A 16,107-nucleotide genomic window follows, 5' to 3' on the forward strand; every position below is an offset into this window, starting at 1 on the left:
CCGGGTCTCAGCGTCCGGGTGGAGTGGGTCCAGGTAAGGCCGTGCCGCTGCGGCATCCTCAAGGGGCCGCGGCATGACGTGCGTCACGTCTCCGACTTCGGTCGGGTGGTCCCAGCCTCTCGACCGATGCGCGACACCGGACGGCGTTCCTAGCGTCGGGCCCGTGCCCAGATCCCGTCCGCCCGTGCCCGGTCCGTCCACACCCACCCCGGAGTCGGAACGCCTGCTGGCCCCCGACCTGGCGCGGGGGGTGATGCTGCTGCTCATCGCGCTCGCCCACTCCCGGATGCTGCACGGGGGAGGCAACTCGATGACCACCCCGGCCGGTGGCGGCCCGCTCGACGTCGCCGTCCAGTGGCTGCTGACGTCCTTCGTGGACGCACGGTCCGCCCCGTTGTTCGGGCTCCTCTTCGGATACGGCCTCGTGCAGATGACCCGGCGCCTCTCGGGTCCGGGCGGGGACCCGGCGCAGGCGCGGCGGCTGATCCGGCGCCGCGGGGCGTGGCTGGTCGTGTTCGGTGCCGCCCACGTCGTCCTGCTCTACGGCGGGGACGTCATCGGTGCCTACGGTGTGGTCGCCGTGGTGTTCGCGGGCGTGGTCTCGTGGTCCGGGCGCCGGCTGGGGATCGTCACCGCGGTGACCCTCCTGATCGGGGTGGCCGCCTCGACCCTCCTCCAGACGGCGGCCGCGTCCGACACGCCGCTCGCCGTCGGGCCGACGCTCGTGGACAGTGCGCTCCAGCGCGCCGTGGCGCTCCCGCTGCTTCCGCTCTCCGCGCTCACCGTGCTGCCGGCGGTGCTGGTCGGTGTCTGGGTCGGCCGGATGCGCCTGCTGGAGCAGCCCGACCGCTACCGGTCGCTGCTGTGGCGCGTCGTCCTGCTCGGTTTCCCGGTCGCCGTCCTGGGGGCGCAGCCGGTCGCGCTGCAGGCCGTCGGGGTGTGGACGCCGGGCACGCCCGGTGCCGCTGCCGCCGCGGTGGCGGTGTTCGCCGGGACCGGCATCGCCGGGGGGCTCGCCTTCATGGCGGCCATCGCGCTCGTCGCCGACCGCATCGGGGGCACGCGCGGCCGGGTGACGACCGCGCTGGTGGCGTGCGGCCGGCGGTCGATGACCTTCTACATCGCCCAGTCGCCGGTGTGGCTGGTCCTCACCGAACCGTCCCTGCTGGACCTGGGCGGCGGGCTGGGCGCCGCCGCGGCCGCGGGGGTCGCGGTCGCCACGTGGGCGGCCACCGTCGTCATCGCGGACCTGCTGCGCCGCACGGGCCGGCGCGGGCCGGCCGAGGCGCTCCTGCGCCACCTCACCTACCGGACCCCGGCGCGACGTCGCGAGACCGCACCGGCGTAGGCGGCCCACGGCGCGCGGCGCGGCGCGGTTTGCCGCGCCGCGGAACGGGAACCATCGGGCATGGCTGACACGTATCGCGTGACCGAGATCGTCGGGACCTCGTCGGACGGAGTGGACGCCGCCATCCGCTCCGGTATCGCCGACGCCTCCAAGACCCTCCGCAACCTGGACTGGGCACAGGTCAGCGACATCCGGCTGCACCTCGACGACGGCGCCGTCCAGCACTTCCAGGTCGCCATGAAGGTCGGGTTCAAGGTCGAGACCGACTGAGGCCCCGACCGGTCCGTCCGCGGACCGGGACGATGATGGCCGACCGTGGACCCACGGATCCGGCGGCGCAGCCCGGACGACCTGCCCGGGTGCGTCGCCGCACTGGCCGCGGTGCACGGGACCGACCGGTACCCGATGGTCTGGCCCGGCGACCCCGCAGGGTGGCTCGCACCGGACGGTCTCCTGGGTGCCTGGGTGGCGACGGTCGACGACGTCGTCGCCGGGCACGTGTTGCTCACCGCGGACGTCGGCATCGCGCCCGTCGCGACGGTCGGCCGGCTGTTCGTCGCCCCCGGGGACGGCGCCGGGGGATCGCGCGGCTGCTGCTCGACCACGTGCGGGAGCACGCCCGGCGGCACGGGCTGACGCTCGGGCTCGAGGTCGCCGAGCCCGGCGGTGGTGCCGCGATCGAGCTCTACGAGCGGACCGGCTGGACGCACGTCGGGACCGGGACCGCCGGCTGGACGGCGCCCGGCGGCGGCCCGGTGACGCTCCGGTACTACCGGTGCTGAGCCGCCGCTCCCGGCCGGGCCGGGGTACGGTGCCCCCTCGACGGCGATGGGGCTCCGCCGACAACCGCCCGCCCGGGCTGATGGCTCCTACCCGACCGGAGACGGCCGTGTGGGAGTGGTGTGCGTGGACGAGCATCGGTCACCGAGGAACCCGCGGACGCCCGCGGTGCTGGGGGCGGTGGCGGCCGGCGGCGTCGCCGGCGCGGAGGCCCGCTGGGTCCTGGGCGTGCTGTTCCCCGACGGGCCGGGCGGCTGGCCGTGGACGACGTTCGTGATCAACCTGTCGGGCTGCCTGTTGATCGGGGTCCTGCTCACCGTCCTGGTCGAGCTGACCACCCCGCACCCGCTGCTCCGCCCGCTGCTCGCGACCGGCGTGCTGGGCGGGTACACGACGTTCTCGACGTGGTCGGTCGACCTGCTGCACCTCGCCGCCGCGGGCCGCACCGCCGCCGCCGTCGGGTACCTGGTGGCGACGCCGCTGCTCGCCGTCGCGGCGTGCGGTGCGGGTGTCGCGCTCACCCGCCGGGCCGCGCGCCGGGGGACCGGCCGGTGACCGCGTCGTCGGCGCTTCTGGTGGCGCTCGGGGCGGCGGTCGGGGCACCGCTGCGGTACCTGCTCGACCGGCTGGGACGCCGGGTGGTCCGGACCGCGTTCCCGTGGGGGACGTTCGCCGCGAACGTCATCGGGTCGTTCGTGCTCGGCGGGCTCGCCGGTGCGTCGGCGGCGCTCCCGCCGTGGGCCCAGCTGCTGGCCGCGACCGGCTTCTGCGGCGCACTGACGACCTACAGCACCTTCAGCTACGAGGTGGTCGCACTCCTCGACGTCCGCGAGCGGCTGACGGCGACGGCGTACCTGCTGGTCAGCATGATCGTGGGGGTCGGGTCGGCGGCCGCGGGATGGGCGCTGGCCGGACTCGCGGTCTAGGCCAGCCGGGCCAGCATCGTCCGGTTGCTCGTCCTGGTCTTGCGCAGCAGCGAGCCGACGTGCTTCTCGACCGTCTTCGCCGAGATGGCCAGCGTGCGGGCGATCTGGCGGTCGGTGAGGCCGTCGGCGACGAGCGCCCGGACCTCCTCCTCCCGCGGCGTGATCCCCGGGAGACCCACGGTGCGCCGCGGCGCGGCGAGCCGCCCGAGCTGCTCGTCGGCGAGGAGGGTCTCGCCGCGTCCGGCGGCACCGACGACGGCGGCCAGGCGTGCCCCGTCGGCGTCCGGGTCGACGCAGCCCTTCACCCCGGCGGCGACGGCGGCGCGCAGCCGCTGGTCGGGGCAGTCCTCGGCGAGCAGGACGACGGCCGGCGGGTCGGGGAGGGCCGCGAGGCGGTCGAGCACGCCGAGGTCGTCGCCGAGCAGTTCGTGGTCCACGACGAGCACGTCCGGGCCGAGGAGCCGGCAGGCGCCGGCGATCCGGTCGGCGTCGGCGGCGTCGGGGACCTCCGAGACCATGCCGAGCCCGGGTTCGCCGAGCTGCAGCAGGCGGACGATCCCGGCGCGCACCACCGGGCGGGCCGCGGCGACGAGCACCCCGGTCCGGACCCGGCCCGGTGCGGCTGGGGCCACCGTCGTGCAGGGCACGGTCAGGCGCAGCCGGGTCCCGGACCCGGGGCTGCTGTCGATCTCGAGCTCGCCGTCGAGGCGGCGGGCCCGGGCCGCCATGGAACGCAGGCCGAGGCGCGCGCCCGCGGCCGCGACGTGCAGCCGGGTGCCCGCCGAGGCGTCGAACCCGCGGCCGTCGTCCTCGACCAGGACGGTGAGCGTGCCGGGGCCGTGCACCACCCCGATCCGCACGCAGGCCGCGCCGGCGTGCACCGCGACGTTGAGCAGCGCCTCCTGCACCGTCCGGAACACCTCGTCGGCGGTCTCGGCGGGGATCGTCCCGGAGCCGACGGTCACGAGGTCCGCGCGGGGGGTCCCCTGCGCCTCCACCCAGGCGAGCTCCTGGCGCACGGCCTGTTCGAGGGTGCGCCCGGCGAGCGCACCGCTGTCGGCGAGCGCGAGCGCGGCGTAGTCGGCGAACAGCTCTGCGAGGTGGACGTCGGCGGAGGAGAAGCCGTCGATCCCGCCGGTGACGACACAGGCGCCGACGATGCGGGGGCCGCGCCGGACCGGCACGGCGAGGACCGGGCGGCGCCCGGGGGACTCGTCGTGCACCGGCGCGCGGGTCGCGAGCAGCCGGGCGACGACGTCGCCGGGCACGCCGCCGTCGTCCACCGCCCCCGCCCACGATCCGCGGGCCTCGTCGACGCGCACGACCCAACCGGCACCGCCGGTGAGCGTGCGCAGGTGGTCGGCGATGCGGTGCAGCAGGGGGTCGCCGTCGCCGGGGTGCACGGACCCCGGGGGGCCGGGACGGGCCGCGAGCGCGCCCGACGGTGCCGCTGCGACCACCAGCCGTCCTCCTCGACGCATGATGCATACAAGATGCATTGATGGAGTGAGAGTAGGGTCGCGCCGAGTCGAGGGCAAGGGCGGTGACGTGGCGGGGAACGGTGGTGTGCCGGCGGGGACATCGGCCAAGGAGCGCGCCTACCGCGACACGAAGTCACGCATCCTCGACGGCTCGTTCCCCGGCGGGGACCTCATCACCGAGGGCCAGGTCGCCGAGACGCTCGCCATGAGCCGCACCCCGGTGCGGGAGGCGTTCCTGCGCCTCGAGGCCGAGGGGCTGCTGCGGCTGTTCCCCAAGCGCGGGGCGCTCGTGGTCGCGGTGTCGCCGCACGAGGTCGAGGACGTGCTGGAGGCCCGCGAGCTGGTCGAGGGGCACGCGCTGGAGAAGCTCTGCGCGGTGTCCGAGGCCGAGCGCGCCGTCGTGGCCCGCGCCCTGCGTGACGTGCTGGACGTCCAGCGCGCCGCGCTGGCCTCGGGCGACCAGCGGGCGTTCGCCGAGGCCGACCGCCGCTTCCACATCACCGTCGTCGAGAGCGCGCGCAACGCGATCCTGCTGGAGCTCTACGCCTCGCTGCGCGACCGTCAGCTGCGGATGAACCTCGGCTCGCTGGAACGGGGGCCCTCCCGGCCGCACGAGATCCTCACCCAGCACGAGGCGATCGTCGACGCGCTGGGCCGCGGGGACCGCGCCGGGACCCGCGAGCGGCTGCGGGACCACCTCGACGCCACCCGCGTCTCCGTGCTGGGGGGCCAGCGGGCCGGTACCCGCCCCGCGGGGGGTCATCCGATCGGCGGCTGACCCCTCGTCGTGGGGGAGATCCCCCAGGGCCGGGGGTGGGGACTCTCCCCGTGGTCGGCCGGTCGGGGCGCTCCTAGTGTCCGTCGTCGCCGGGCGGTGCCCGGCCGCCCCGCCGGACCGTCGCACGGCGACCGGGAGCGGGGCGCCCACCGGATCCGCGGAGGACCGCATGCCGGGACTGACCCTTGCCGAGGCACGCCGGATGCTCGACGCCGGGCTGGCCGAGGCCGACCGCATCGGCCAACCGATGAACGTCGCCGTCGTCGACGCCGGCGGGCACCTGCTGGCCTTCGCCCGCCAGGACGGCGCGATCCGCGCCAGCATCGACATCTCCCAGCGCAAGGCGGTGACGTCGGTCCTCATGGAGGCCCCGACGGGCGCGCTGACCCCGCTGGTCCAGCCCGGCGCCGAGCTGTACGGCCTGGAGCAGACCGCCGGCGGGCTCGTCGTCTTCGGCGGCGGGATCCCCGTCCACCGCGACGGCGAGCTGGTCGGCGCCGTCGGCGTCAGCGCGGGCTCCGTCGAGCAGGACACCCTCGTCGCCGAGGCCGCCGTCGCGGCGATCAAGGAATGAGGGGCCCGCGATGACGCGATCCGTGGCACCGTCGCCGCTCGTCCGTGAGTGCGTCGGCGAGCTCGCCGGCACGTTCGTCCTCGTCGTCTTCGGCACCGCCGCGGTGGCGCAGATGGTGGTCTCCGGCGGCGACGCCGGTGACTGGGCCACCCTGACCTGGGGCTGGGTCGCCGGCCTGATCATGGGCATCTACGTGGCCGGGCGCCTCGGCGCCGGCCACCTCAACCCGGCCGTCACCCTCGCGATGGCGGTCTACCGCGGACTGCCGTGGCGCAGCGTCCTGCCCTACATCGCCGCGCAGACCCTCGGGGCGTTCCTCGCCGCGCTGGTGACCCGCGGGGTGTACGCCTCGGGGATCGCGTCGGTCGACCCCGGCCTGACCACGGCGTCCCAGACGATCTTCTCGACGCTGCCCAACCACGGGATCGGGACGGCGTTCTTCGACCAGATCGTCGGCACCGCGCTGCTGGTGTTCGTCCTGTTCGCACTGCTCGCGACGCTGCAGGGCGCCGCGGGCCAGCTGCTCCCGCTGATGGTCGGGTTCCTGCTGCTCGGGATCGGCTTCGCGTGGGGCACCAACGCCGGCTACGCGATCAACCCGGCCCGTGACTTCGGGCCCCGGCTCGCACAGTGGCTCACCGGCTACGACGGCGCCTGGGGCACCGCCGACGGCACGCCGTACTGGTGGCTGCCGATCGTCGCGCCGGTGATCGGTGCGCTGATCGGCGGTGGCCTGTACGTCCTGCTCATCGAGCGTCTCGAGGTGCCCGCGGCCCTCGCCGCACCGGCGCCCGCACCGACCCCGGAGTCCGCCGAGGCCGGGGCCGTCGCCGACCCGCGCCACCCGATCACCGCGGTCGAGGTCGTCCCCGGCGACCTGCCGTCCCAGCCGTCCCCGCCCCCGAAGGAGGCGTCCCGATGACCGTCGACCTGACCCCCGCCGACTACCCGCTCTCGGTCAACCGGCCCGAGCTGCTCCGCACGCCCACCGGCAAGGCGCTGTCCGACATCACGATGGCCGCCGTCGTCGCCGGTGACGTCACCGCCGAGGACCTGCGCGTGACGCCCGCGACGCTGGTCATGCAGGGCAGCATCGCCGAGTCGATGGGCCGCCGTCAGCTGGGCGAGAACTGCCGCCGTGCCGCGGAGATGACCGCCATCCCCGACGACGAGGTCCTCGCCATGTACAACGCGCTGCGCCCCAACGCGTCGAGCGCGGACCGGCTCGAGTCGATCGCCGCCCGGCTGGAGGCCACCTACTCCGCCCCCCTGTGCGCCGCGCTCGTCCGCGAGGCCGCGCAGGTCTACGCGGCCCGCAACCTGCTCGCCGAGGAGGACTGACATGACCGCCGTAGCCCCGCGTCCCGACTCGACGGTGCGGACGTCCACGCGCACCGGGATTCTCGAGGACCGCCCGGTCAACCTGGACGGCTTCGTCGAGGAGTGGCCCGAGAAGGGTCTCGTCGCGATGGAGTCCGACTTCGACCCGAAGCCGGGCGTGCGCGTCGAGGACGGCCGGATCGTCGAGCTCGACGGCCGCACCCGCGACGAGTTCGACTTCATGGACACCTTCATCGCCGACCACGCGATCGACGTCGCGACCTGCGAGGACGCCCTCGCAACGCCGTCGATCGAGATCGCCAGGATGCTCTGCGACCCGCGGACCACCCGCGACGAGGTGGTCGCGCTCGGCCGTGGGATGACCCCGGCCAAGATCCTCGACGTCGTCAAGCTGATGAACGTCGTCGAGATCATGATGGGCATCCAGAGGACCCGCTCGCGGCGCACGCCCGCCAACCAGGCGCACTCCACGAGCGCGAAGGACAACCCGATCCAGGTCGCGGCCGACGCCGCCGAGGGTGCGGTGCGCGGGTTCGCCGAGCTGGAGACGACCCTCGGCGTCGTCCGCTACGCGCCGCTGGTGGCGATCGGCCTGCAGGTCGGCGCCCAGGTCGGGCGCGGTGGCGTCCTCACCCAGTGCGCGCTGGAGGAGGCGACCGAGCTCGATCTCGGCATGCGGGGGATCACCGCCTACGCCGAGACGATCTCCATCTACGGCACCGAGTCGGTGTTCGTCGACGGCGACGACACCCCGTGGTCGAAGGCGTTCCTGGCCTCGGCCTACGCCTCGCGCGGGATCAAGATGCGTTTCACCTCGGGCACCGGTTCGGAGGTGCAGATGGGCAACGCCGAGGGGCGGTCCATGCTGTACCTGGAGATCCGGTGCATCCTCATGGCGCGCGGCGCGGGCGTGCAGGGCCTGCAGAACGGCTCGATCTCCTGCATCGGCGTCCCCGGGGCGGTGCCCGGCGGGATCCGGGCGGTCGCCGCGGAGAACCTCGTCGCCAGCTGGATGGACCTGGAGTGCGCGTCGGGCAACGACCAGTCGTTCTCGCACTCGCCGATGCGCCGCACCAGCCGGCTGCTGCCGCAGATGCTGCCGGGCACCGACTTCGTGTGCTCCGGTTACTCCGCGGTGCCGAACCGGGACAACATGTTCGCCGGGTCCAACCTCGACACCGAGGACTACGACGACTGGAACGTCATCCAGCGCGACATGCAGGTCGACGGCGGCCTGCGGCACGTCCGCGACGACGTCATCCTGCAGGTCCGCAACAAGGCCGCCCGCGCGCTGCAGGCGGTGTTCGCCGAGCTCGACCTCCCCGCGATCACCGACGAGGAGGTGGAGGCGGCGACCTACGCCGACTCCAGCGACGACTACCCCGACCGCGACGTGCTCGCCGACCTCGAGGGCGCCCGCAGCGTGATGGAGCGCGGCGTCACCGGGCTGGACCTGGTGCGGATCCTGGAGCGTTCCGGCTTCGGGGACGTGGCGGAGAACTACCTGCAGGTGCTCCGCCAGCGCGTGTCCGGGGACCTGCTGCAGACCGCGGCCGTGCTGACCGGCGACTTCGTGCCGCTGGCCGCGATCAACGACGCCAACGACTACGCCGGCCCCGGCACCGGCTACCGCCTGTCCGGCGAGCGGTGGGAGGAGCTCAAGAAGCTCCGCCACGTCACCTCCGCCGAGAACCCCGAGGAGGAATCCGAATGACCGTGTCAAGCCGCGATAGCGGGTTGTGGTGCGGTGATGGTGAACATCCTCCGGTCACGCAGCAGGGCCCACAGGACGTCGACCAGGCGTCTGGCCAAGGCGAGCAGAGCCTGGGTATGAAGCATTCTTTCGCTGCGTTTGCGCTGGTAGAAGGCCCGGGACGGGCCATTGACCTTGAGGCTGGACAGTGCGGCCATGTAGAACACTCGCCGCAGGCGGCGGTTGTAGCGTCGTGGGCGACGCAGGTTCCCGCTGATCCGGCCGGAGTCCTGGGGCACCGGGACGAGTCCGGCGTAGGAGGCCAGCCGCCCTGGAGAGGTGAATCCGCCCAGTTCAGGGCCGACACCGCCGTGGGTGGCGGTGAGGAACTCCGCGCCCAGGATGGGTCCGAGACCGGGCAGCGACTCGATGATCGCCGCGTCCGGGTGGGAGCGGAACACGGTGGTGATCAGCTTGTCGGTGTCCTTGATCTCCCGGTCGAGTTCCAGCAGTCGTCGGGCCAGGCCGGCAACAAGGATCGCGGTCCGCGTCTCGCTGGGCAGTGCCACGGTCTGGGCGTGGGCGACCTCGACCGCGGTGGCGGCCATCGCAGCAATACCCGGTGCCCACGCCCGATGGGCACGCAGGTACTCGATCACCCCTGCCTCGCCGGCGTCCCGGAGGGCCTGGGGTGTCTGGAACCCGGTGACCAGCACCAGAGCGCTGCGGGTGGAATAGTCGAATGCCGCCTCGAGACCGGGAAAGATCGACCCGAGCAGGTCACGCAGCCGGTTGACCCCGCGCACCCAGTCGGCCATCAGGTCCTCGCGATGGGCCACGAGCCGGGCCAGTTCGGCAGTGGTCTCATCAGTGGCGGTGACCGTGGTGAGGTCGGCGCCGCGCATGCGGGCGGTCTCGGCGATGACCTTCGCGTCACGGGCGTCGGTCTTGGCCTCGCCCCGGAACACGCCGCTCATCCGGTCGACGACCCGACCGGGGACATAGACCACCTGCTGGTCGGCCGCGGTGAGGACCACCTGCAGCAGCGCCGCATAGCTGCAGGTCAGGTCGATGGCCCACCGCACGTCCTGGGCCGCTTCCGCAGCGCGGGCCAGCAACGCCTCGATCGCGGCCTGGTCGTTGCTGACCTTGCGGGAGAACACCACCTTGCCGTCGGTATCGATCGCGCACGCATGGTGCGTCCTCTTCCCGACGTCGATCCCGATCCAGATCACTGGCCGTTGCGCCACGCGCAGGCTCCTGTCGTTGCAGGTCACGCCCGTGGACAACCCGCCATCAGGTCCCTAATCAGCGACGGTCCGCACAGATCCGAATCAGTGGCCAGGCCTGTCCAGCACGACGGGGCGGCCATTCCTTCCGAGCCACCGAAGCGACAACACCTCATCAGCCACACCCCGTCGTCCCGGGCATCCGGGGCACCAACCCCGAACACCTACGACCTTAGGGAGGTCTCATGACCGCCGCAGTCGAACCGCTCCGGACACTGACCCTGCGCGAGACCGGGACCGCGGAGCGGGGCACCCGGCCCGAGGAGGTCGTCGTCGCGCTCTCGCCGGCCTTCGGCGACCCGTTCACCAAGACGATCGTCGAGGTACCGCACGCCGAGGTCGTCCGGCAGCTGCTCGCCGGCATCGAGGAGCAGGGCGGCACCGCACGGCTGATCAAGGTGTTCCGGACCGCCGACCTGGCAGCGATCGCGCACTTCGGGGCCTCGCTGTCCGGCTCCGGGATCGCGGTGGGCGTGCTGTCCCGTGGCACCACCGTCGTCCACCAGCGCGACCTGCCGCGGCTGTCGAACCTGGAGCTGTTCCCGCAGGCCCCGTTGCTCGACGCCGAGGTGTTCCGCATGATCGGTGCGAACGCGGCCCAGTACGCCCAGGGCCGGTCGCCCCGCCCGGTGCCGACCCGCAACGACCAGATGGCGCGGCCGCGCTGGCAGGCGAAGGCGGCGCTGCTGCACATCAAGGAGTTCGAGTGCATCGACCACTCCCGCGCCGCGGTGGAGGTCGAGCCGGTCATCACCCGCGTCGACTGACCGAACCCCGCGGCGTGCGCCGTACCGAGCAGGAAGGCCGGGAGTGTCCCTCGTCATCGGCGTCGACATCGGCAACTCCACCACCGAGGCGTGCGTCGCCGAGGTGTCCGGCGGTGCGGTCGGACGCCTCGCGTCCTCGCTGACCGCGACGACGGGGGTGAAGGGCACCCCGGCCAACACGGCGGGGGCGGTCACGGCCGTCCGGCGGGCCCTGGAGGCCGCCGGGCGGCCGGCCGGTGACCTCGCGACCGTGCTGCTCAACGAGGCCACGCCGGTGATCAGCGGGCTCGCGATGGAGACGATCACCGAGACCGTCATCACCGAGTCCACGATGATCGGGCACAACCCGGAGACCCCGGGGGGCGAGGGGATCGGGGTCGGCACGACCGTGCCCCTCGACGGGCTCGGCGGCACCGCGGCGGGGAGCCCGGTCGTCGTCGTGGTCGCCGCCGGTGCCGACTTCGACGACGTCGCGGAGCGGCTGAACCGGGCGTCCGACCGCGGCGTCGTGGTCGTCGCCGCGGTCCTGCACGGCGACGACGCGGTCCTCGTGGTGAACCGGCTGCGGCACCGGATCCCGGTCGTCGACGAGGTGTCCGCCGTGGAGCGGGTCCCCCTCGGGATGCTCGCGGCGGTGGAGGTCGCGCCGCCGGGGAGGACGATCCGCACGCTGTCGGACTCCTACGGGCTGGCGTCGACGTTCGACCTCGACGCCGAGCAGACCCGGCAGGTCTCCCCGGTGGCCCGCGCGCTCTCGGGCAACCGGTCCGCCGTCGTCGTGCGGACACCGGCCGGTGACGTCACCGACCGGCGCATCCCGGTCGGGACGCTGACGCTGTCGGGCTCCGGGCGCACGCTCGACGTCGGCGTCGACGACGGCGCGGACGCCATCATGGACGCCGTCGCGCGGGTCGCCCCGCTGACCGACGTGCACGGCGAGCCCGGCACCCACGTCGGCGGCATGCTCGCGAACGTCCGCGACACGATGACCGACGTGACGGGGCAGCCCGCGTCGGAGATCCGGATCCGGGACGTCCTCGCCGTGGACACCGTGGTGCCCGCCGCCGTGCGCGGCGGGCTCGCGGGCGAGGTCTCCCGGGAGAACGCCGTCGCGCTCGCGGCGATGGTCCGCACCAGCCGCAGCCGGATGCAGGCGGTGGCCAGCGCGCTCGCCGCCGAGCTCGGCTGCGACACCGTCATCGGTGGGGTGGAGGCCGAGGTCGCGGTGCGCGGCGCGCTCACCACGCCGGGCTCGTCGGTCCCGATCGCGATCGTCGACATGGGTGGCGGCTCGACCGACGCGGCCCTGCTCGACGCCGACGGCACCGTCTCGACCGTCCACGTCGCCGGTGCGGGCGAGCTGGTCACCCGGCTCATCGGCTCCGAGCTGGGGATCGACGACCGCGAGGCCGCCGAGTCGGTGAAGCGGCATCCGCTGGCGAAGGTGGAGAGCTTCTTCCACGTCCGCCACGAGGACGGGTCGGTGCAGTTCTTCGGTGAGCCGCTGCCGCCGCACGTGTTCGCGAAGGTCGTCACCGTGACCCCGGACGGGCTCGCGGCGGTGCCCGTGCGCGGCTCGCTGGAGGAGGTCCGCCGGGTCCGGCGCGCCGCCAAGCAGCGGGTGTTCGTCGTCAACGCGCTCCGCGCCCTCGCGCAGGTCGCCCCGCAGGGGTCGCTGCGGCTGCTCGGGTCGGTGGTGCTGCTGGGCGGGTCGGCGCTGGACTTCGAGATCCCGGCGATGGTCGCCGACGCGCTCGCCCCGTACGGCGTGGTCTGCGGCATCGGCAACGTGCACGGCACCGAGGGCCCGCGCAACGCCGTCGCGGCCGGGCTGGTGGACGCCCACGCCGGCGTCGCGGCGGGGACGACGCGGCGGGCCGGGCACCGGGTGGCGACGTGAGCCGGGACGGTCCGGCCCCGTCACCGCCCGCGGTGCTCGTCGCCGTCCACGCCGCCGCCCCCGCGGTCGTCGTGCGCGAGGTGTACGCGGGCGTCGAGGAGCAGGGCATCCCGACGGCGCCGGCCGGGGCCGTGGACGGAGGAGCGGGGGACACCGGCGCGGAGCAGCTCGGCAGGCACGCCGCGGCGGAGTCGCGGCTCGAGGTCGGCGTGGGCGTCGCCCGCGACGGGACGGTCGCGGTGCACCACGCCCTCGTGCCGCACGTCCTCCTGACGCTCGGTCCCGGTGCCGGCCCGGCGCAGGTGCGGGTGCTCGGCGGCGACGCGGCGCGGATCGTCGCCGGGCTGCCGCTGCGGACGTCACTCCGTCCGGTGGAACCCCCCGGACGCTGCTGACATCCGCTCCCACCCGTGCGGATTCCGGGCGAAGACGACCCCGCGGACGATGCCGCGCGTTCCGGCCGGCCCGTGTTCGTCCGGTCCGCGTCGCCGTTGGCCAGTTCACGACGCCGGTCGTGAAGAGCCTTGTAGGTGATCATCGAGGGGAGTAGCCCTGCTAGTTCCGGTACCGGCGGCGGAGCGCGATCGATCCTGGTCACGAGCGTCGCACGGGTGGCGACCGGCGAGCGAGCGAGAGGATGGTCGTGATGGTCTCGGCCGGTTCGCGACGGGATCGGGCCGGTGCGCCCGCCCGGGTGCGTGCCTGCCCCGGTGCCCCCGTCGAGGGGTGGGGACACCCGACGGTCCCGCCTCGGGGCGGGGCCGCCTGCGGGCGTGGTGTGCATGGCTGAGCTGCGCCGGACGAGGGCCCCGGACGTCCTCGACGAGATGATCTCCACGTTGCGTGTCCGGCTCGGGGACGGCAACGGGAGCGCCGGGCGCGACGTCCGCGTCGACGACTTCCACCGGGGCGCGGTCGCGGCCCTGGTGTGGGTGCGCGACGGCGGGGCGGCCCCGTTGACCGGGTGCGTCGATCCGGTCCCGGTCTCACCGGCCGCCGTCGTCCGGGAGTTGTCGGCCGCGAACGAGGCCATCTTCGGCCGGTCCGAGATCGGCCGCCTCTACGGCGGCGGGGTCGAGCACGCGATCATGTGGGCGCACCTCGCCTCGGCGAACGCGCCCGTCTGGGACCGGGCGAATCTCGCGTACCTGGCCGAATGTCCCGACGAATGACGTCGGTCGGACGCGACAACCAACCAGGGTAGGGCCGCCGCCGAGTGCTCCCCTCCGGCGGCTGCGGAGTGTGCGAGCGGAAGGGGAGTGCCGTGGTGCGACGGGTCCGGGGCGGTGCCGCGACGGGGGCCACCGGGTGGTGGTCACCCGGGAGGACACGGGGCGGCGGGCGCGACGAGCGCCCACGGACCGGACCGGAGAGGAGTCCCGGATCCGCACGCTGACCGCGCTCCGATGGCGTCGACGGTCGGTACCGGCGTGGGGGACCTCTGGATCCCGCTGTGCGTCCCACTGCTGGTCATGGTGCTCACGATGGGGATGGCGTGGATCGAGGCACGCCTTCCCGAACGACGTCCGCGGCGCGGCGCCGACGCCGGCGCGGCCGCGCCCGCCGAGGGGGCCGACGCGCCCGTGGCCGATCCGGGACTCCTCCCGGTGGAGGTGATGACGGTCGGGACCACGGTGGCCCTCGCCGAGGACCAGGGGTGACCGCGGCGGCCCGGACCCGGCCGGCCCTCAGCCGGTGGGTGCCTGCCGGGCCGGACGTCCGCCGTTCAGCTCGGCGTCGATCTCCTCCAGCGTGCGGCCACGGGTCTCGGGCAGGCGCCTGTAGAGGAACACCAGGCCGAGGCCGCCGAGGACGGCGTACAGCCAGAACAGCCCGCTCGGGGTGATCGCGTCGATCGTGGTCAGCACGGTGACCGAGATCAACAGGTTCAGGATCCAGTGCGTGGCGAGGCCGGCGCTGCCCGCCTTGCCGCGGACCTCCGTCGGGAAGACCTCGCTGTTGACCAGCCACATCGCCAGGCCGAGGCTGGCCGCGAAGGACGCCTGGTAGATCATCAGGAAGGCCAGCAGGACGGCGGCCCAGATCCCGCTCAGGTCGGTGAACGCGTAGACCGCGCCGATCACCACGAGCGCGACGACGACGAGGCCGGTGCCGCCGAGCACCAGCGGGCGGCGCCCGATCCGGTCCACGAGGACCAGGCCGACGAGGGTGAAGGCGACGTTCGCGACACCGAGCCCGACCGACGACAGGATCGCGGCCGACTCCCCGAAACCGGAGCCGGTGAGCAGGGTCGGGGTGTAGTAGGTGACGGCGTTGACGCCGACCAGCTGGTTCGTCGCGGCCACGCCGACGCCGAGGACGATGCCCGGCCGGAACCGGGAGCCGAGCAGGTCGCGGACGGTGGACCGGGTCTCGGCGTGCATCGCCTCGGTGATGCCGCGGACCTCGTCGTCGACCTCGGCCGGGCTGCGGCCGTCGGCGAGCAGGGCCCGCGCCTCGTCCTCACGGCCCTTCGCGAGCAGCCACCGTGGGCTCTCCGGGAGCCGGGGGAGCGCCACCAGCATGACCGCAGCGGGGACCGCGGCGATCGCGAGCATCCAGCGCCACGCCTGCGCGTCCGACAGCACGTAGCCGGTGACGTAGGAGAGCAGGATCCCGGAGGAGATCATCAGCTGGTTGACCGACACGAGCCGGCCGCGCAGGTGTGCCGGCGCGATCTCGGCGATGTAGGCGGGCACCGCGACCGACGCGGCCCCGATCGCCAGGCCGAGCACGATGCGGGCGAGGAGCAGGACGGTCAGCGAGCCCGCCAGGCCGGAGGCGACCGCCCCGGTGAGGAACAGCACCGCGACGCCGAGCAGGGTGCGCCGGCGGCCGATCCGGTCCATCACCGTGCCGCCGCCCGCGACACCGACGATCGCGCCGACCAGCAGCGACGCGACCACGATCTCCTTGGCCTGGTCGCTGAGCCCGAACGCGGGCCCGAGGTAGAGCAGCGCGGCGGAGATGATGCCGGTGTCGTACCCGAAGAGCAGCCCGCCGAGGGCCGCGATCACCGTGGCCCCGGTCCCCCGTCGTGGTGTGCCGACGACCGCGTTGTCGTTCATCTGATGTCTCCGGTTGTTCTCGAGGTGTCTCTCCGGCGTCAGTAGAAGACGGCATGACACCGATGTCAAGCGCGACCGCGACATCGGTGACATGATCGGTCCGTGGTCCCTCCGGGGCGGTGGCCGATAGACTGCGCCGACCCGACCGGGACCGGCCCCGCT

The 16,107-nt window shown here is 74.0% G+C and carries 19 protein-coding genes and 1 riboswitch; of the genes, 16 read left to right on the forward strand and 3 right to left on the reverse strand.

Annotation, left to right across the window (positions count from 1 at the left end):
* Positions 1-163 precede the first annotated feature (163 nt).
* The 6 genes from AD017_RS20395 (at position 164) to crcB (ending at position 3,054) form a co-directional block, all read left to right on the forward strand.
* The gene (locus AD017_RS20395) at positions 164-1,348 is read left to right on the forward strand and encodes a DUF418 domain-containing protein (protein WP_060575158.1); all 1,185 of its coding nucleotides are present in this window, start codon (positions 164-166) and stop codon (positions 1,346-1,348) included.
* A 60-nt stretch (positions 1,349-1,408) separates the two neighbouring features.
* Complete coding sequence (locus AD017_RS20400; RefSeq protein WP_033200357.1) at positions 1,409-1,618, forward strand: dodecin; 210 nt, start codon at positions 1,409-1,411, stop codon at positions 1,616-1,618.
* Positions 1,619-1,663: 45 nt separating this feature from the next.
* Entirely contained in the window at positions 1,664-1,984 is a 321-nt protein-coding gene (locus AD017_RS36495; protein ID WP_227012906.1) for a hypothetical protein, read from the forward strand.
* On the forward strand, positions 1,954-2,130 hold the full coding sequence (locus tag AD017_RS36500) for a hypothetical protein (RefSeq protein ID WP_255358493.1): 177 nt from the start codon (positions 1,954-1,956) through the stop codon (positions 2,128-2,130). The genes AD017_RS36495 and AD017_RS36500 overlap by 31 nt, the downstream gene beginning before the upstream one ends.
* 33 nt (positions 2,131-2,163) lie before the next feature.
* Positions 2,164-2,227, forward strand: a riboswitch (Fluoride riboswitch).
* A gap of 27 nt (positions 2,228-2,254) precedes the next feature.
* A complete protein-coding gene (locus AD017_RS20410; protein ID WP_227012796.1) occupies positions 2,255-2,683 on the forward strand; it encodes a CrcB family protein in 429 nt (142 codons plus the stop codon).
* Entirely contained in the window at positions 2,680-3,054 is a 375-nt protein-coding gene (gene crcB / locus AD017_RS20415) for a fluoride efflux transporter CrcB (protein WP_010239667.1), read from the forward strand. Before AD017_RS20410 ends, crcB begins: the two co-directional genes overlap by 4 nt.
* On the opposite strand, the gene AD017_RS20420 is transcribed toward crcB, so the two are convergent.
* The gene (locus tag AD017_RS20420; RefSeq protein ID WP_060575159.1) at positions 3,051-4,514 is read right to left on the reverse strand and encodes a LuxR C-terminal-related transcriptional regulator; all 1,464 of its coding nucleotides are present in this window, start codon (positions 4,512-4,514) and stop codon (positions 3,051-3,053) included. The genes crcB and AD017_RS20420 overlap by 4 nt on opposite strands.
* Before the next feature lie 88 nt (positions 4,515-4,602).
* Here AD017_RS20420 and AD017_RS20425 point away from each other — a divergent pair, with 88 nt between their 5' ends.
* From AD017_RS20425 to AD017_RS20445, 5 genes are all read left to right on the forward strand, one after another.
* Positions 4,603-5,313, forward strand: a complete 711-nt coding sequence (locus tag AD017_RS20425) for a GntR family transcriptional regulator (RefSeq protein ID WP_227013342.1) — start codon at positions 4,603-4,605, stop codon at positions 5,311-5,313.
* Between the two features lie 169 nt (positions 5,314-5,482).
* On the forward strand, positions 5,483-5,887 hold the full coding sequence (locus AD017_RS20430; protein ID WP_029239851.1) for a heme-binding protein: 405 nt from the start codon (positions 5,483-5,485) through the stop codon (positions 5,885-5,887).
* 10 nt (positions 5,888-5,897) lie between these two features.
* A complete protein-coding gene (locus AD017_RS20435) occupies positions 5,898-6,809 on the forward strand; it encodes an MIP/aquaporin family protein (protein WP_033200358.1) in 912 nt (303 codons plus the stop codon).
* Positions 6,806-7,228, forward strand: a complete 423-nt coding sequence (locus AD017_RS20440; RefSeq protein WP_010239681.1) for a diol dehydratase small subunit — start codon at positions 6,806-6,808, stop codon at positions 7,226-7,228. Before AD017_RS20435 ends, AD017_RS20440 begins: the two co-directional genes overlap by 4 nt.
* 1 nt (position 7,229) lies before the next feature.
* Positions 7,230-8,942, forward strand: a complete 1,713-nt coding sequence (locus AD017_RS20445) for a propanediol/glycerol family dehydratase large subunit (protein WP_060575160.1) — start codon at positions 7,230-7,232, stop codon at positions 8,940-8,942.
* A 5-nt stretch (positions 8,943-8,947) separates the two neighbouring features.
* Here AD017_RS20445 and AD017_RS20450 read toward each other — a convergent pair whose 3' ends face one another.
* Positions 8,948-10,171: an IS110 family transposase gene (locus AD017_RS20450; protein WP_060572134.1), complete on the reverse strand. Its 1,224-nt coding sequence runs from the start codon at positions 10,169-10,171 to the stop codon at positions 8,948-8,950.
* Positions 10,172-10,395: 224 nt separating this feature from the next.
* On the opposite strand from AD017_RS20450, the gene AD017_RS20455 reads away from it, so the two are divergent.
* The 5 genes from AD017_RS20455 to AD017_RS20475 all read left to right on the forward strand — a co-directional run bounded on the left by AD017_RS20455 (position 10,396) and on the right by AD017_RS20475 (position 14,538).
* Positions 10,396-10,977 carry a propanediol/glycerol family dehydratase medium subunit gene (locus tag AD017_RS20455; RefSeq protein WP_010239684.1) on the forward strand — a complete coding sequence of 194 codons (582 nt, stop codon included), beginning with the start codon at positions 10,396-10,398 and terminating at the stop codon, positions 10,975-10,977.
* Between the two features lie 43 nt (positions 10,978-11,020).
* Positions 11,021-12,877 (forward strand): diol dehydratase reactivase subunit alpha, encoded by a 1,857-nt coding sequence (locus tag AD017_RS20460; RefSeq protein ID WP_060575161.1) that lies wholly within the window; start codon positions 11,021-11,023, stop codon positions 12,875-12,877.
* Entirely contained in the window at positions 12,874-13,272 is a 399-nt protein-coding gene (locus AD017_RS20465) for a glycerol dehydratase reactivase beta/small subunit family protein (protein WP_060575162.1), read from the forward strand. Before AD017_RS20460 ends, AD017_RS20465 begins: the two co-directional genes overlap by 4 nt.
* A 387-nt stretch (positions 13,273-13,659) precedes the next feature.
* Positions 13,660-14,049 (forward strand): hypothetical protein, encoded by a 390-nt coding sequence (locus tag AD017_RS20470; protein ID WP_060575163.1) that lies wholly within the window; start codon positions 13,660-13,662, stop codon positions 14,047-14,049.
* A 234-nt stretch (positions 14,050-14,283) separates the two neighbouring features.
* Complete coding sequence (locus AD017_RS20475) at positions 14,284-14,538, forward strand: hypothetical protein (protein ID WP_060575164.1); 255 nt, start codon at positions 14,284-14,286, stop codon at positions 14,536-14,538.
* A 27-nt stretch (positions 14,539-14,565) separates the two neighbouring features.
* On the opposite strand, the gene AD017_RS20480 is transcribed toward AD017_RS20475, so the two are convergent.
* Entirely contained in the window at positions 14,566-15,945 is a 1,380-nt protein-coding gene (locus tag AD017_RS20480; RefSeq protein ID WP_060575165.1) for a sugar porter family MFS transporter, read from the reverse strand.
* Between the last annotated feature and the right edge of the window lie 162 nt (positions 15,946-16,107).

This window comes from Pseudonocardia sp. EC080619-01 (assembly GCF_001420995.1).
Classification (GTDB): domain Bacteria; phylum Actinomycetota; class Actinomycetes; order Mycobacteriales; family Pseudonocardiaceae; genus Pseudonocardia.

Excerpts from the sequence above, each read along its gene's own strand:
- AD017_RS20400 (WP_033200357.1), top strand. The coding sequence starts at position 1,409 with ATGGCTGACACGTATCGCGTGACCGAGATCGTCGGGACCTCGTCGGAC.
- AD017_RS20430 (WP_029239851.1), top strand. The coding sequence starts at position 5,483 with ATGCCGGGACTGACCCTTGCCGAGGCACGCCGGATGCTCGACGCCGGG.
- AD017_RS20435 (WP_033200358.1), top strand. The coding sequence starts at position 5,898 with ATGACGCGATCCGTGGCACCGTCGCCGCTCGTCCGTGAGTGCGTCGGC.
- AD017_RS20440 (WP_010239681.1), top strand. The coding sequence starts at position 6,806 with ATGACCGTCGACCTGACCCCCGCCGACTACCCGCTCTCGGTCAACCGG.
- AD017_RS20445 (WP_060575160.1), top strand. The coding sequence starts at position 7,230 with ATGACCGCCGTAGCCCCGCGTCCCGACTCGACGGTGCGGACGTCCACG.
- AD017_RS20455 (WP_010239684.1), top strand. The coding sequence starts at position 10,396 with ATGACCGCCGCAGTCGAACCGCTCCGGACACTGACCCTGCGCGAGACC.
- AD017_RS20470 (WP_060575163.1), top strand. The coding sequence starts at position 13,660 with ATGGCTGAGCTGCGCCGGACGAGGGCCCCGGACGTCCTCGACGAGATG.
- AD017_RS20475 (WP_060575164.1), top strand. The coding sequence starts at position 14,284 with ATGGCGTCGACGGTCGGTACCGGCGTGGGGGACCTCTGGATCCCGCTG.
- AD017_RS20480 (WP_060575165.1), bottom strand. The coding sequence starts at position 15,945 with ATGAACGACAACGCGGTCGTCGGCACACCACGACGGGGGACCGGGGCC.